Here is a 14,531-nt window from a genome sequence, read left to right on the forward strand (position 1 = left end):
TGCGGCCAGTCGAAGGTGGCACGCACCCAGTCAAGCACGGCGCGGGCCGCTTCCAGCGCGATGCCCCGGCCTTCGGCGGCAGGCACCACGAACCAGCCCAGTTCCGGGGCGGGATAGTCATCGGCGTGATAGATGCCCACTTCGCCCAGATAGGCGCCGGTCTGGCGGTCTTCCACGGCGAAGGGGCCATAGCCCCGCAGCGGCCACAGCGCCACATCGGCCGCCCAGTGCCGCCAGGCAGCCGCGCGCGGCAGGGGGCCGCCTTCATGAACCGACCGGGGCGAGGCGAAGAAATCGGCCCAGGGTTCGAAATCCGACAGTTTCGGCAGGCGCAGCCGCAGGCGGCCGGTCTCAAGGACCGGGCCATGTGCCGCGAACTGTGCCGAACCGAGGGTCATTTCTTGCGCATCAGCCCCGAAAGACCAGCCGGCAGGGTGATGCCGCGCGCCATGCCGGGCAGGCCGGGCATACCGGCGCCGGACATGCCTTGCTGCATACCCTTGGCGGCCTCGGCCAGTTGTTCAGGCGTCATCTTCGAGGGGTCGGGCATCCCGCCCTTGCCCATCATCGACTTGATGGCCTGTTTCATCATGCCACCCTTGCCCATCTTCTTCATCATCTCGGCCATCTGCTTGTGCTGTTTCAGCAGGCGGTTCAGGTCCGAGACATCAAGGCCGGCACCGGCGGCGATGCGCTTCTTGCGGCTGGCGGCCAGAAGGTCGGGGTTGGCCCGTTCCTTCTTGGTCATCGAGTTGATCAGCGCGATCTGGCGTTTCAGCATCTTGTCGTCGATGCCGGCTTCCGCCGCGGCGGCCTGATGCTTGGCCATGCCGGGCAACATGCCCATCAGGCCCTTCATGCCGCCCATCTTGATCATCTGTTCCATCTGGGCCTTGAGGTCGTTCATGTTGAACAGACCCTTGGCAAAGCGCTTGGCCATGCGTTCGGCCTGTTCGGCCTCGAAGGTTTCCTGCGCCTTCTCGACCAGGGCCACGATGTCGCCCATGCCCAGGATGCGGCCGGCCACACGCTCGGCCTCGAACACCTCGATGGCGTCCATCTTTTCGCCAAGGCCGACAAAGCGGATCGGCTTGCCGGTGACGGCACGCATCGACAGCGCCGCACCGCCGCGACCGTCGCCGTCCATCCGGGTCAGGACAACGCCCGAGATGCCGACCTTGCCGTCGAATTCGGTGGCGACATTCACCGCGTCCTGGCCCGTCAGGCCGTCCACCACCAGCAGGGTTTCGCGCGGGGCGGCGATGTCGCGGACCGACTGCACCTCATCCATCAGCACTTCGTCGATGTGCAGGCGGCCGGCGGTATCGAGGAAGATCACGTCATAGCCGCCAAGCGACCCTTGGGTCTTGGCGCGCCTGGCGATCTGGACTGCGCTTTCACCCTTGACGATGGGCAGGGTATCGACGCCGATCTGGGTGCCCAGGATCTGCAACTGCTCCATCGCCGCGGGGCGGTTGGTGTCCAGCGAGGCCATCAGGACGCGCTTGCCGTTCTTGTCCTTCAGGCGCTTGGCCAGCTTGGCGGTGGTGGTGGTCTTGCCCGAGCCCTGAAGGCCGACCATCAGGATGGTGGCGGGCGGGTTGTCGATCTTGAGCGCGTCGGCCGGGCCGTCGCCGGCCAGCACGCGGATCAGTTCGTCATGGACGATCTTGACGACCATCTGGCCGGGGGTGATCGACTTGGTGACGGCGGCGCCGGTGGCCTTGTCCTGCACGCGCTTGATGAAGTCGCGGGCGACGGGCAGCGAAACGTCGGCCTCAAGCAGGGCAACGCGCACTTCCCGCAGGGCGGTGATGACATCGGCCTCGGTAAGGGCGCCCTGCTTCGTCAGGCGGTCGAACACGCCGCCAAGGCGTTCTGACAGGCTTTCGAACATGGCGCTCTCCTTTGCGCGGGTCACGGGTCTGCCCCGATATGGGGCGGCGGGGCCATGCTGCAAAGCCGGACGGCACCCGTGGGCGCAACCGCGCTGACGGATGTCGATCCCGGGCCTGTGCCCATGGGACCGGAAGCGATCAGCCTCCGGGGAATTGGGTCGGGCGATACGCCTGCGGGGGCACGGAGTCAAGCGCCGCGGGTTACAGCCCCTGTCCGGCCAGCATGGCGCGCAACGCCTCCAGCCGTTCGGCGGGCCAGTCCAGCGCCAGAACCTCGGTCCAGGCGTTCAGGTAATCGGCGCCGGCATAGACATGGCCGCGGCCGGGGGGCGTGGTGGTGGCGGTCAGCATGTCGAAGCCGACCTGAAGGAAGGTGACCACCGGAAACCAGCGCAACCCCGGCGAGACATCGGGGCCGCGCGGATCGGCCAGCCAGGCGGGGCGGCGCCACAGAAGATCGGCCGAGAAATGGGCGATCGCGTCGGACGGGTAGGCAAGATAGACGATGCGCACCGCCCCCCAGGGGGCGGTGGCATCGCGCAGCAGGTTTTCCTGCGTGGTGATGCGGATGACCGAACCGTCGCCCACCTGCGGCGCCCAGGCGGGGCTATCGGCGTTGCGGTCGGTGATCACCTGCCGCCAGTTGCCATCGGCAAAGGGCGGGCCGGCCCAAAGCGCGCCCTGCATCGGGTCGCCCAGAACCTTGGGCAGCCAGACCGCCAGTTCGCCGTTGCGCGCGCCCAGCGACAGGCCGAACAGGTAAAGCTGCGGGCGGCTGTCGCGCGGCAGGCTGTGCCAGTGGTCATAGAAGGTGCGGAACACCTCGGCCGCGGTTTCGGCCCCGTATTCGGGTTGCAGGATCAGGGTCATCCAGCTTGGCAGGTAGGAATACTGCACCGCCACCGTCGCCACATCGCCCTGGGTGAGGTAGTCCAGCGGCTGCATCGCGGCCGGGTCCATCCAGCCGGTGCCGGTGGGGGTGGCGATCACCAGAACCTTGCGGTCAAAGGCGCCCTGACGCTCCGCCTCGGCCAGGGCCAGACGGGCACGGTCGGCGGCGGTGTCGGCGTTGTTCAGGCCGACATAGATGCGCAGGGGGTCGCGCGCCGGCAGTCCGGTCAGCGCGGTGATGGTGGCGGCATCGGGGCCATCCAGCACCCAGCTTCGGCCGGCCGCCCCCAGACCTTCCCAGCCAACCAGCGAGGCGGGGCCGCCGGTCTTGCCTGCGGGCGGTGGCGCCTGATCGTCGGGCATCAGCCGGTCCAGCGCAGCATAGGTATCGTCCAGCGCCCCAAGGACGCGGGCCAGAACCAGATCGTTGCCGACGGCCCAGAACAGAAGGCCGGCCAGGAACAGCCCCAGCGCCAGGGCCAGACGGCGCGGGATCAGCCGCTGAAGCTGGGCCGAGATCACCCGCCAGAGCCGGCGGAACAGCCGCCCCAGCAGCACCAGCAGCAGCGCCAGCACAGCGGCGACGGCCAGGATGGTGAAGGGGCGCGCGGTTTCGACCGGCGGGATGTCCATCGCCAGATGGATGCCGTTCTGCCAGCCGGTGACGTTCCACAGCCCCCAGCCCGCCAGCGCAAGCGCGGCCGCAACCGACAGGCGCAGCGCGCGGCGCTGGTTGCGCGGCGCGGGCGTGCCCCGTTCGAACAGCCAGAACCACAGCGCGACCAGGGCCCAGCCGATCAGATAACCGGCGGCAAAGCACACGCCGGCCAGCGCCCCCTGCACCAGCCCGGCGCGCGGGATCAGCGATGGCGTCAGCGAGGCGGTGAAACAGGCCGCACCCAGCACCAGACCGGCCGCCGAAGGGCGCCCCAGAAGCGGCAGATCCTGCGAGGGGGTCAGGCGGAACATGCGGCACCTTTCCGTTGTGCCCGCCCTGTTTCCCAAGGCCGGGGCCGGGTCGTCAACCGGCAATCGCAGCTTGAGGGTGCGGCCATCTTCGCAACATCGCGCACCACCCGACGCCTCCGCCGCCAGCACTGGCCCCCGAATTTCGACGACGGAATACCCGCAGGTATCGTCAGAATGACCAGTAACCGCACAGAATGGCTGCCCACGCGGGCAAAAACTGTTCCTTTGGTGGTGACAGAAAAATACATGGGGGATATGTTTCTAAAGGGACCATCCTGAACAGGGCGGGCACCACAGTGGGCAGCGTCCTGCCCGGCCATATGACTCAAGGAGAACGACTGCTGCGCGGCGACCCCCAAGGTCGAACGTTGGAAAGGATGCAGAATGCCGACGACAACAAATACATGGGGTTGGGTTCAGACAAGCCCGGGGCTTAACAATGGCGGGTCGACCGACATCAGCGCGGCCATGAACGGGCGGGTGTTCACCATGGGAGGCGGCGGGAACACCACCACAGTCCCCTATGGCGACATGGACATGTATGATGCGAATGACGACGGTCTCATCACGACCAATGTCAATACGCCGAGCACGGGCGACCGGCTGATCATCAACGGAACCAATTACGTCCTGAACGAACTCGGGATCTTCAACGCGTCAACCTACACTTATGTTGGCGAAGGCGGCGTGGTGAAGACCTATGTCGCCCGCGTGGTGGTCTATCAGCTTGCCAACGGCAACCTTGTCGTCCGTATGCGCGACGATGACCGCGATGCCGCCCCGGCCGATTTCCGGTTTCAGAATGTGACAAGTGTTCAGCTTGGCTCCTGGGACGGCACGCGCTATTCCTCGACCGTGGTTTCGAACTTCGACGCCTTCCCGCCGAACCTTTGTTTCTGTCGTGGAACACTGATCGAGACCGAGCATGGACCCGTCGCGATTGAATCGCTTCGCCCCGGCGATCTGGTCCGCACGCGCGATAACGGTTTGCAGCCGGTTCGCTGGATCGGGTCGACACTGGTCAGCGCGGCATCCCTTGCGGCCAATCCGAAACTTCGGCCGATCCGCATAGACAGGGGCGCATTGGGGGCTGACATGCCCTCAACACCGCTTATGGTATCGCCTCAGCATCGCGTGGTGATTTCTTCACAGATCGCGCAGCGGATGTTCGGCACCGATGAGGTTCTGGTGGCGGCGAAATCCCTGCTGGGCGCGGCCGGCATCGAGGTTGCCGAGGATGTTCCCGAGGCCGAGTATTTCCACATGCTGTTCGACCGTCACGAGATTGTCTGCTCGAACGGGGCGGTGACCGAATCGCTTTACACCGGCCCCGAGGCGCTGCGCTGCATCGACCCGGACGCGCTGGAAGAGATCATGGCGCTGTTCCCCGAACTGCGGCTTGCCGTCGAAACACCCGCTGCGGCCCGCCCGATGCCGGCAGGACGGCAGGCGCGCCGGCTGGTGGCGCGGCATGTCGAGAACCGCAAACCCCTGTTCGGCGACGCCCCGCGCGTCTGGGCCTGAGCGCCCGCCCCGCTGACAGTTGCGGGCCCTGCCTTCATGGCGGGGCCCGTTGCATTTGGCCCGACTCTGCCCCGCGCCTGGTTTGACCGCCGCAGTTTCCGCTTGCGGCGGGATCGGCTTTCTTCTTCCCTGTGCGGCAGCGCACAAGGCAAGCAGGTGACGATGGAAAACTGGGACGAGATCCGCACCGCCTTTCAGGTGGCCCGCATGGGCACGGTTTCGGGGGCGGCCGATGTGCTGGGGGTGCATCATGCGACGGTGATCCGCCATATCGACGCGCTGGAAAAGCGGCTGGGGACGCGGCTTTTCCAGCGCCATGCCCGTGGCTATACCGCGACCGAGGCGGGGCGTGACCTGCTGTCGGTGGCGCAGGCCACCGAAGAGCAGTTCGCCCAGTTGCAGAACCGGATCAAGGGTCAGGGCGAGACGGTGCAGGGCGAGCTGGTGGTGACATCCATCGCCGGAATCCCCGATCTGCTGGTGCCGGTGCTGACCGGATTCCAGACCCGCTGGCCTGCGGTGATTGTCCGCTTCCTGACCGACATGCGGTTGTTCCGGCTGGACTACGGCGAGGCGCATGTCGCCATTCGTGCAGGGTCGGTGCCGGAAGAGCCGGACAATGTGGTGCAGCCGCTGGTGCGGCTGAAGACCGGGCTTTACGCGGCGAAATCCTATGCGGCCGCGCATGGCCTGCCGGCATCCGAGGCGGATTTCGCCGGGCACCGCTTCATCTCGCCCGACAACGAGGCCAGCCGGGCACCGTTCTACCGCTGGCTGCGCGACCATGTGGCGGCCGACCAGATGGGGTTCCGCACCACCGAGCCCGCCGCCTCGGAAGCGGCGCTGCGCGGCGGGGCGGGGATCGGCTTCCTGTCGGCCTATCGGGCGGCGGGCGACCCCGATCTGGTCGAGGTGCTGGCGCCCCGGGTCGAGTGGGACTCTCCGCTATGGATCGTCACCCATGTGGACCTGCACCGCACCCGCAAGGTGCAGGCCTTTGTCACCCATCTGAAAGAGGCGGCGAAGGACTGGCGGCTGTGCAGTTGACCGAAAGCCGCCGCGGCCATGCCGCGATGCTGGGGTTTTCGGCGCTGGTGGCGGGGTCATTCTCGCTGGGCAAGCTGGCGGCGCCGCTGATCGACCCGGCGGCGATCACCGCGGCGCGCTTCGCGGTGGCGGCGGTGCTGGTGGGGGCCGTGGCCGGGCTGACGCGGGGCTTTCCCCGCGCGGCGCTGGCGGCGCCGTGGCGCTATCTGGCGCTTGGGGCGCTGATGGCGGCCTATTTCGTGCTGATGTTCGAAGGGCTGAAAACGGCGACGGCGGTTTCCACGGCGGCGGTCTTTACCCTGACGCCGGTCATGGCGGCGGGGTTCGGCTGGCTGCTGTTGCGGCAGCGGACCGGCGCGCGGATGGCGCTGGCCCTTGCGCTGGGCGCGGCGGGGGCGCTGTGGGTGATCTTTCGCGGCGATCTGGCGGCGCTGATCCGGCTGGAGGTGGGGCGCGGGGAGGCGATCTATTTCTGGGGCTGCGCGGCCCATGCCCTGTATGCCGCGCTGGTGCGCAAGCTGAACCGGGGCGAACCGGCGATTGTCTTCACCTTCTGGACCATGGTCGCGGGCACGGTGGCAATGCTGGTCTGGGGCGGGCCGGCGCTGCTGGCAACCGACTGGGCGGCACTGCCGGGCGTGGTCTGGGTGACGCTGGGCTATGTCTCGGTCGCGGCAACGGCGGCGACGTTCTTTCTGGTGCAATACGCGGCGCTGCGGCTGCCGGCGGCCAAGGTGATGGCCTATACCTATCTGGTGCCAAGCTGGGTGATCCTGTGGGAGCTGGCGCTGCATGGCACGGTGCCGGCGGCGCTGGTGGCGCCGGGGGTGGGGCTGACCTGCGTGGCACTGGCGCTGCTGCTGAAGGAATAGGCCGATGCGCGTGGTGGTGATGGGCGTCTCGGGCTGCGGCAAGTCCACGCTGGCGGCGGGGCTGGCGCAGGCGCTGGACGCGCGCTTCGTGGATGCCGACGACCTGCACCCGGCGGCCAATGTGGCGCGGATGGCGCGGGGCGAGGCGCTGAGCGATGCCGACCGCGCGCCCTGGCTGGACCGGGTGGCGCAGGTGCTGGCCGAAGGGGCGCCGGTGGTGGTGGCCTGTTCGGCGCTGAAACGCGCCTATCGCGACCGGCTGCGCGCGGCGGGCGGGGTGCGGTTCCTGTATCTGGCGGTGCCAAGGGCCGAGCTGGCGGCGCGGATGCAGGCGCGCACGGGGCATTTCATGCCGCCCGCGCTGCTGGACAGCCAGCTTGCCACGCTGGAGGTGCCGGAGACGGATGAGGCGGTCACGCTGGACGGCACGCGGCCGCCCGCGCAGGTGCTGGCGGCCGCGATGGCGGCGGTGTCGGGCCGGTTCAGTTGAAGGCGCAGCCGGCGCGGATGCCCATCTTCCGGAACACGATGGCCGCCGGGCAGAAGCCGGTGAACGAGGACTGGATCAGGTTCAGCCCGATGAACACGGTGAACCAGACGAACAGCGGCGAGACATAGGCCGTCAGCAGCACGCTGAGCAGCACCATGCAGCCGGCGAACAGCATCACGGAACGATCAAGGGTCATGGGGTTTCCTTTCGGGGATCAACTGCGGAAGACACGGTAGATGGCCGGGATGACCAGAACCGTCAGCAGGGTCGAGGTCAGCAGGCCGAACAGAAGCGAGATGGCGAGGCCCTGGAAGATGGGGTCGGCCAGGATGACCGCCGCGCCGATCATCGCGGCGATGGCGGTCAGCAGGATGGGCTTGAAGCGGATCGCGCCGGCCTCGATCAGCGTGGCCACGGTCGGGCGGCTGCCGGGCGGTGTGGCATGGCGGATGAAATCGACCAGCAGGATCGAATTGCGCACGATGATGCCCGCCAGCGCGATGAAGCCGATCATCGAGGTGGCCGAGAATGGCGCGCCGAACAGCCAGTGGCCCAGCATGATGCCAAGGAAGGTAAGCGGAATGGGCGTCAGGATCACCAGCGGCAGCTTGAAGCTGCCGAACTGCGCGACGACAAGGATGTAGATACCCAGAAGCGCCACGCCGAAAGCGGCGCCCATGTCGCGGAAGGTGACCCAGGTCACTTCCCATTCGCCATCCCACAGGAGGGTAATCTTCGATTCATCCTGCGGCTGGCCGTGCAGGCTGATGTCGGGCGCCTGCCCCGCCGGCCAGTCCATCGCGCGGACGGCATCGGCCACGGCAAGCATCCCGTAGAGCGGCGCTTCGAAATCGCCGGCCAGATCTGCGGTGACCATCTCGATCGAACGGCCGTTGTGGCGGAAGATCGGATAGCTGGCCTGTTCCCCGGCCACGGTGACGACATCGCCCAGTTCCACCACGCCACGCGCACCGGGCAGGGTGTTGGCGGGAATGGGCGTGGTCAGGAAGGTTTCGTCCAGAACGCGGCGGTTCTTCGGCAGTTCCAGCCGCAGCGGCAGCGGTATCCGCCCTTCGCCCCGGTGGGAATAGCCGACGGTCTGGCCCCCGTTCAGGATGGCCAGCGTATCGAACACATCCTGTTCCTGCACGCCGAAGAATTCAAGCTGGTCGGTCGAGATGGTGGCGCGCAAGCGGCGGGCGCGAGTGCCGAAGCTGTCATCCACATCCACCACGAAGGGCACGCTTTCAAAGGCCTGCCGGATGCGGGTGGCCGCTTCGCGCCGCGCCTCGGGCGTGGGGCCGTAAACCTCGGCCAGCAGGGTGGCCATGACGGGCGGGCCAGGCGGCGGTTCGACGGTTTTCAGCACGGTGCCGGGTGGCAGGGTCAGGCCCTTCATCCGTTCGCGGATGTCCAGCGCGATGGCGTGGCTGGGGCGGTCACGGTCGGCCTTGTTGGTGAGCAGGATTTCCACCTCGCCCAGTTCGGGCGAGGCGCGCAGGAAGTAATGCCGCACCAGACCGTTGAAGTTGAAGGGCGCGGCGGTGCCGGAATGGGTGCGGACCGACAGCACCTCGGGCAGGCCCATCACCACGGCGGCCACATCCTGCGCCACGCGGTCGGTCGCCTCGACCGAGGCGCCTTCGGGCAGGTCGATCATCACCGACAGCTCCGACTTGTTGTCGAAGGGCAGAAGTTTGACCGTGACATCCTTGGTGTAAAGCGCGGCCAGCGAGCCGAAGGACAGGACCACGGTGCCCAGAAGGAAGACCAGCGCGCTTTTCCGGCTGGCCAGAACGGGGCGGGCGACGGCGGCGTAAAGCCGGCCCAGCTTGCCGCCGGGGGCGCTGTGGGCACCCTCATGACCGTGCGCGGACATGTCGGCGCGGCCGGCGATCCTGACCATCAGCCAGGGGGTGATGATGACGGCGACGAAGAAGGAAAAGATCATCGCCGCCGAAGCATTGGCCGGGATGGGCGACATGTAGGGGCCCATCAGCCCCGAGACGAACAGCATGGGCAGCAGCGCCGCGACCACGGTCAGCGTGGCGACGATGGTGGGATTTCCCACCTCGGCCACGGCGTCGATGGCGGCCTGCACGCGGGGGCGGCTGTCCTTCATGCCCCAGTGGCGGGCGATGTTCTCGATCACCACGATGGCATCATCGACCAGGATACCGATGCTGAAGATCAGCGCGAACAGGCTGACGCGGTTCAGGGTGTAGCCCATGATCCAGCTTGCAAACAGCGTCAGCAGAATGGTGACCGGAATGACGATGGCCACCACCATCGCCTCGCGCCAGCCGATGGCGACCCAGACGAGAATGATGATCGAGATCGTCGCAAGGCCCAGGTGGAACAGCAGTTCATTGGCCTTTTCATTGGCCGTTTCGCCATAGTCGCGGGTGACGGTGACCTGAACGCTGTCGGGGATCAGGGTGCCTTCGGCGGCGTGCAGGCGGTGCAGCGCGGCCTCGGCCACCACGACGGCATTGGCGCCGGCGCGTTTGGCGATGGCAAGCGTCACAGCGGGGGTGCGGATCAGGCTGCCGTCTTCGGCCCGGGTGACCATGGCGACGATGTGATCCGAGGTGTCAGGGACGTAGGACACGGTTGCCACATCTGCGACATACACGGGGCGACCGTCGCGGGTGGTCAGCAGCAGGTTCGCCACCTCGGACGGGGCGCGCAGGGTTTCGCCGGCCACAAGATCAATCTGGTCGCCGCCGTCGCGGATGCGGCCGGTGTTCAGGGTGCGGTTGGCCTGCTGCACCTTGCCGGCCAGTTGCTGCAAGGTCACGCCGTAAAGCGCCAGCCGGTCGGGATCGGGGGCGATGCGGATCGCTTCGGTCGCGTCGCCAACAAGGTAGGTCAGGCCCACGTCATCAGTCTTGGCAAGGTCTGCCTGCAAGGCGCGGGCGATGCGGGTCAGGTCGGCCGAGGAAACCTGCTGGCCCGGGCGGGGCGACAGGGTGAGCGAGAGGATCGCCACATCGTCGATGCCGCGCCCGACGACCAGAGGTTCGGGAATGCCGACCGGCAGCCGGTCGATGTTGGCGCGCAGCTTTTCGTGGACGCGCAGGATGGCATCTTCGGCCTTGGTGCCGACGTTGAAGCGGGCGGCGACCATGGTGCTGTCGTCATGCGTCTGGGAATAGACGTGTTCCACGTCGTTGATGCCCTTGACGATGATCTCAAGCGGTTCGGTCACCAGCTTGACCGCATCTTCCGCGCGCAGGCCGGGGGCCTGAACGAAGATGTCCACCATGGGAACCGAGATCTGCGGTTCCTCTTCGCGCGGCAGCGAGGTGAGGGCGACAAGGCCTGCGGCCAGCGCGGCCAGAATGAACAGCGGTGTCAGCGCCGAGGCGATGAAGCTGCGGGTCAGGCCGCCGGCGATGCCCAGCGGATGCGAGGGGCGGTCAGTCATGGCCGGCCCCTTCGGCGGCGGTGATCTCGGCGGCGGCGGTGGCGCCATCGGTGCGGATGCGGTCGCCGGGCTGCAGGCCGCTGAGCACCTCGACGCTTTCGACGCCGCCGATCACCTGCGGTTCCCCGGGCAGGACGGTGCGCAGGGCAAGGCCGGCGGCGGTTTCGACGGCGACGAAATCAACCCCGGCGCGGGTGATCAGCGCCGCGCGCGGCACCGCCAGCGCGGGGCGGGCGGCCATGGGCAGGCGCACCAGCACGCGGGCATCGACAAAGCGGCCCGACAGACCCTGCACGGCGACATCGGCCAGAACGCGGCCGTTCTCGATCAGCGGGTAGATGCGTTCCAGGGTGCCCTGCACCTCGCCCTCGGGGGTTTCGATGGGCAGGGTGGCGCCTTCGTGCAGCGCGGCGGCGTGGCGTTCGGGGATGGCCAGCCGCAGGAAGATGCCGCCGCCGCCCAGAAGCACGACCTCTTCGCCCGCCATGACAACGGCACCCTTGGCCACCGGCACATCCAGCACGCGGCCATCGGCCGGCGCCAGAACGTCGCCTTCGGCGGCCTGCTGTTCAACGACCTGCCGCTGCGCGGCGACCGCCTCGATCTGGCCTTTCAGCACGTCGACCTGCGTTCGCAGCGCATCCAGACGCTGGGCGGTGGTCACGCCGCGCGCCAGCAGGTCTTCGCCGCGCTTCAGCTCGGCCTCGGCATTGGCAAGCTGCGCGTCCAGCGAGGCGCGCTGCGCATCGTAGGCGGAAATCTGGAAGGCCAGCTTTTCATCCACGATGCGGCCCAGCAGGGCACCGGCCTTGACCTCATCGCCTTCCTTGACGGTCAGGTCGACCAGCGTGCCGCCCAGCCGGGCGCGGGCGGGCAGACGGTCGCGCGCTTCGACCTGACCGAAGACGGACTTCCAGTCGGTCAGGTCAACGGGGGCAAGGGTGACGGTTTCGGCCATGGCCGACAGCGGAAGCCAAAGGGCCAGCATCACGGAAATCACGCGGTTCATGGGCAGGCCCTCGGGGTCAGGGGGACGATTCACACTCCTATATATTCATAATTTTGCATTTGTAAATGCCAGAGCGTCCAAGCCCGTTGCGGAAAGCGGGATCAGGGCTGGATGAGGATCGCGCGGAAGTCGTTGACGTTGGTCAGCGTGGGGCCGGTGACGACCTGCCGGTCGATGGCGGCAAAGAAGCTGTGCGCATCATTGGCAGCCAGCGCGGCGGCCGGGTCCAGCCCGGCGGCGCGGGCGCGCGACAGGGTGTCGGGGCCGATCAGGGCGCCGGCGACCTCGGCCGCGCCATCGACGCCATCGGTATCGCAGGCCAGCGCATGGATGCCCCCTGCCCCATTCAGCGCCAGTGCCAGCGCAAGGCAGAATTCGGCGTTGGGGCCGCCGATGCCGGTGCCGCGCCGGGTCACGGTCAGCTCTCCCCCGGACAGCAGCAGGACCGGCCTGTCGCCGGGGCGCAGACTGGCCTGCACCTGAAGCGCCTGAGCCGCCTGTGCGGCGGCCACTTCGCGCGCCTCGCCTTCCAGCGCATCGCCCAGGAACCGGACCTCGCACCCCGCGCTTCGGGCCATATCGGCGGCGGCGGCCAGGCTTTGCGAAGGGGCGGCGCAGATGATGTTTTCCACCCGCGACAGGCGCGGATCATCGGGGCGGACGACGCCGGTCGGGCGTGACAGCACGCCGGAAACGGCGGCGGGCACCGGCACCTGCCAGCGGGCCAGCAGGGCGCTGGCCTGAACCGCGGTGGTGGCATCGCCCACGGTCGGGCCAGAACCGATGAAGGCCGGATCGTCGCCGGGCACGTCGGAGATCATCAGCGCCAGCATCCGGGCGGGGAAGGCGGCGGCGGCAAGCTGGCCGCCCTTGACCCGGCTGAGGTGCTTGCGGACGGTGTTCATCGCCGAAATGGGCGCCCCCGAGGCAAGAAGGGCCGCGTTGACCGCCTGCTTGTCGGCAAGGGTCAGGCCCGTCGCCGGGGCGCAGAGCAGCGCCGAGGCCCCGCCCGAGATCAGCGCCAGCACGAAATCATCGGGCGTCAGGCCGTGCAGCAGGGCCAGCATCCGGTCTGTCGCGGCCAGACCGGCGGCATCGGGCACCGGATGGGCGGCTTCGACGATCATGATCCCGCGACAGGGGCGGCCATAGCCATAACGGGTGAGAACCAGCCCCTCGCAGGGGCCCCAGACGGATTCAACCGCCTCGGCCATGCGGGCGCTGGCCTTGCCCGCGCCGATGACCAGCACGCGGCCCGGTGGCCGGGCCGGCAGGTGGCGGGCCAGCGAGCGCATGGGGTCGGCCACCTCGACGGCGCGGTCGAACAGGGCACGCAGCAGGGGGGCGGGGTCGTCCATGGCGGGGATCACCGGGAAAGCGTGGAGCCGCGGGCGATCAGTTCGACCGGGGTCAGGGTTTCGGGCGGGGGCGCGCAGCCGTCGCGCAGCCAGCGCAGCATGGTTTCGGCCATGCGCTGGCCGAAACAGGCAATGTCGCAGCGCACCGAGGTGAGGCCCGGAAAGACCTGCGCGCAATCCTCGATGTCGTCGAAGCCGACGATCTTGAGGTCGGGGCCGACGCGGCGGCCGATCTCGGCGCAGCCGGACAAAAGGCCAAGCGCCACCAGATCGTTGAAGCAGATCACCGCATCGACATCGGGGTGGCTGCGGGCCAGAAGGCGGGCCGCCTCGCGCCCGAAGGCGCGGCCGGGGCGGCCGGGCAGCACCAGCGGCGGCAGGCCGGCGGCGGCCAGAACGGCCAGATAGCCCGACATGCGCTGATAGGTGACCTCGCGCCCTTCCAGCCCGCCCAGAAAGGCGATGCGGCGGGCGCCAAGGTCCAGCAGGTGGCGGGCGGCAAGGCGACCGCCGGCAAGGTAATCGGGGGCGGCAAAGGGGAAGCGGTCCACCTCGGGCACCACCTTGCGCAGCACCTGCAAGGCCGGGATGCCGGCGCGGGAAATGGCGCCGAAGGTGGCGTCTTCCTGTCCGTAGGTGGGGGCGATGATCAGCGCCGAAACCCCGTGTTCCAGCATGGCCGAGACGACCTGACCCTGAAGATCGGGGTCTTCGTCGGTATTGGCCAGCACGGTGGCATAGCCCGCCGCCGACAGGGCCATTTGCAGCGAGGTGGCGAATTCGGTGAAAAAGGGGTTGCGCAGGTCATTGATGACAAGGCCGATCAGCCCGGCATTGGCGCTGCGCAGGGTGGCGGCGGCGCGGTTGTAGACATAGCCGATGTCGGCCATGGCCTGCCGGACCTGCTGGCGGGTTTCCTCTTTCACCAGCGCGGAATTCTGCAGGACAAGGCTGACCGTCGATTTCGACACGCCCGCCTGTCGGGCGACATCCACGATGGTCGGTCGGCGGTCCATTCCCTGCCCCATTGCCCTGCCCCGCCG

Annotated in this window: 12 protein-coding genes; 4 read left to right on the forward strand and 8 right to left on the reverse strand. The window is 68.2% G+C overall.

Annotated elements, in window-relative coordinates; translation table 11 throughout:
* The 3 genes from C5F44_RS10455 to C5F44_RS10465 form a co-directional block, all read right to left on the reverse strand.
* The coding region (locus C5F44_RS10455) for a GNAT family N-acetyltransferase (RefSeq protein ID WP_107673620.1) at nucleotides 1-398 on the reverse strand (398 nt) is incomplete at its 3' end.
* On the reverse strand, nucleotides 395-1,897 hold the full coding sequence (gene ffh, locus C5F44_RS10460) for a signal recognition particle protein (protein WP_107673485.1): 1,503 nt from the start codon (nucleotides 1,895-1,897) through the stop codon (nucleotides 395-397). The genes C5F44_RS10455 and ffh, both read right to left, overlap by 4 nt.
* Before the next feature lie 202 nt (nucleotides 1,898-2,099).
* The gene (locus C5F44_RS10465; protein WP_107673486.1) at nucleotides 2,100-3,758 is read right to left on the reverse strand and encodes an alpha/beta hydrolase; all 1,659 of its coding nucleotides are present in this window, start codon (nucleotides 3,756-3,758) and stop codon (nucleotides 2,100-2,102) included.
* Between the two features lie 468 nt (nucleotides 3,759-4,226).
* Between C5F44_RS10465 and C5F44_RS10470 the strand changes: the two genes are divergently transcribed.
* The 4 genes from C5F44_RS10470 (at nucleotide 4,227) to C5F44_RS10485 (ending at nucleotide 7,691) form a co-directional block, all read left to right on the forward strand.
* Nucleotides 4,227-5,282, forward strand: coding sequence for a Hint domain-containing protein (locus C5F44_RS10470; protein ID WP_107673487.1), 1,056 nt, complete (start codon nucleotides 4,227-4,229; stop codon nucleotides 5,280-5,282).
* A 156-nt stretch (nucleotides 5,283-5,438) separates the two neighbouring features.
* The gene (locus tag C5F44_RS10475; RefSeq protein WP_107673622.1) at nucleotides 5,439-6,329 is read left to right on the forward strand and encodes a LysR family transcriptional regulator; all 891 of its coding nucleotides are present in this window, start codon (nucleotides 5,439-5,441) and stop codon (nucleotides 6,327-6,329) included.
* A 26-nt stretch (nucleotides 6,330-6,355) separates the two neighbouring features.
* Nucleotides 6,356-7,201, forward strand: a complete 846-nt coding sequence (locus C5F44_RS10480) for a DMT family transporter (protein ID WP_181318251.1) — start codon at nucleotides 6,356-6,358, stop codon at nucleotides 7,199-7,201.
* A 4-nt stretch (nucleotides 7,202-7,205) separates the two neighbouring features.
* Nucleotides 7,206-7,691 carry a gluconokinase gene (locus tag C5F44_RS10485; protein ID WP_107673488.1) on the forward strand — a complete coding sequence of 162 codons (486 nt, stop codon included), beginning with the start codon at nucleotides 7,206-7,208 and terminating at the stop codon, nucleotides 7,689-7,691.
* Here C5F44_RS10485 and C5F44_RS10490 read toward each other — a convergent pair.
* From C5F44_RS10490 to C5F44_RS10510, 5 genes are all read right to left on the reverse strand, one after another.
* On the reverse strand, nucleotides 7,684-7,887 hold the full coding sequence (locus C5F44_RS10490) for a YgaP family membrane protein (RefSeq protein ID WP_107673489.1): 204 nt from the start codon (nucleotides 7,885-7,887) through the stop codon (nucleotides 7,684-7,686). The two genes, C5F44_RS10485 and C5F44_RS10490, sit on opposite strands and share 8 nt — an antisense overlap.
* A gap of 18 nt (nucleotides 7,888-7,905) precedes the next feature.
* Nucleotides 7,906-11,121 (reverse strand): efflux RND transporter permease subunit, encoded by a 3,216-nt coding sequence (locus C5F44_RS10495; RefSeq protein WP_107673623.1) that lies wholly within the window; start codon nucleotides 11,119-11,121, stop codon nucleotides 7,906-7,908.
* The gene (locus C5F44_RS10500; RefSeq protein WP_107673490.1) at nucleotides 11,114-12,130 is read right to left on the reverse strand and encodes an efflux RND transporter periplasmic adaptor subunit; all 1,017 of its coding nucleotides are present in this window, start codon (nucleotides 12,128-12,130) and stop codon (nucleotides 11,114-11,116) included. The genes C5F44_RS10495 and C5F44_RS10500 overlap by 8 nt, the downstream gene beginning before the upstream one ends.
* 101 nt (nucleotides 12,131-12,231) lie before the next feature.
* Nucleotides 12,232-13,488, reverse strand: coding sequence for a glycerate kinase type-2 family protein (locus tag C5F44_RS10505; protein WP_107673491.1), 1,257 nt, complete (start codon nucleotides 13,486-13,488; stop codon nucleotides 12,232-12,234).
* Between the two features lie 8 nt (nucleotides 13,489-13,496).
* On the reverse strand, nucleotides 13,497-14,504 hold the full coding sequence (locus tag C5F44_RS10510) for a LacI family DNA-binding transcriptional regulator (protein ID WP_107673624.1): 1,008 nt from the start codon (nucleotides 14,502-14,504) through the stop codon (nucleotides 13,497-13,499).
* Nucleotides 14,505-14,531 lie beyond the last annotated feature (27 nt).

This window comes from Fuscovulum blasticum DSM 2131 (assembly GCF_003034965.1).
Classification (GTDB): Bacteria; Pseudomonadota; Alphaproteobacteria; order Rhodobacterales; family Rhodobacteraceae; genus Pseudogemmobacter; species Pseudogemmobacter blasticus.

Excerpts from the sequence above, each read along its gene's own strand:
- ffh (WP_107673485.1), bottom strand. The coding sequence starts at position 1,897 with ATGTTCGAAAGCCTGTCAGAACGCCTTGGCGGCGTGTTCGACCGCCTG.
- C5F44_RS10465 (WP_107673486.1), bottom strand. The coding sequence starts at position 3,758 with ATGTTCCGCCTGACCCCCTCGCAGGATCTGCCGCTTCTGGGGCGCCCT.
- C5F44_RS10470 (WP_107673487.1), top strand. The coding sequence starts at position 4,227 with ATGAACGGGCGGGTGTTCACCATGGGAGGCGGCGGGAACACCACCACA.
- C5F44_RS10480 (WP_181318251.1), top strand. The coding sequence starts at position 6,356 with ATGCTGGGGTTTTCGGCGCTGGTGGCGGGGTCATTCTCGCTGGGCAAG.
- C5F44_RS10485 (WP_107673488.1), top strand. The coding sequence starts at position 7,206 with ATGCGCGTGGTGGTGATGGGCGTCTCGGGCTGCGGCAAGTCCACGCTG.
- C5F44_RS10490 (WP_107673489.1), bottom strand. The coding sequence starts at position 7,887 with ATGACCCTTGATCGTTCCGTGATGCTGTTCGCCGGCTGCATGGTGCTG.
- C5F44_RS10495 (WP_107673623.1), bottom strand. The coding sequence starts at position 11,121 with ATGACTGACCGCCCCTCGCATCCGCTGGGCATCGCCGGCGGCCTGACC.
- C5F44_RS10500 (WP_107673490.1), bottom strand. The coding sequence starts at position 12,130 with ATGAACCGCGTGATTTCCGTGATGCTGGCCCTTTGGCTTCCGCTGTCG.
- C5F44_RS10505 (WP_107673491.1), bottom strand. The coding sequence starts at position 13,488 with ATGGACGACCCCGCCCCCCTGCTGCGTGCCCTGTTCGACCGCGCCGTC.
- C5F44_RS10510 (WP_107673624.1), bottom strand. The coding sequence starts at position 14,504 with ATGGACCGCCGACCGACCATCGTGGATGTCGCCCGACAGGCGGGCGTG.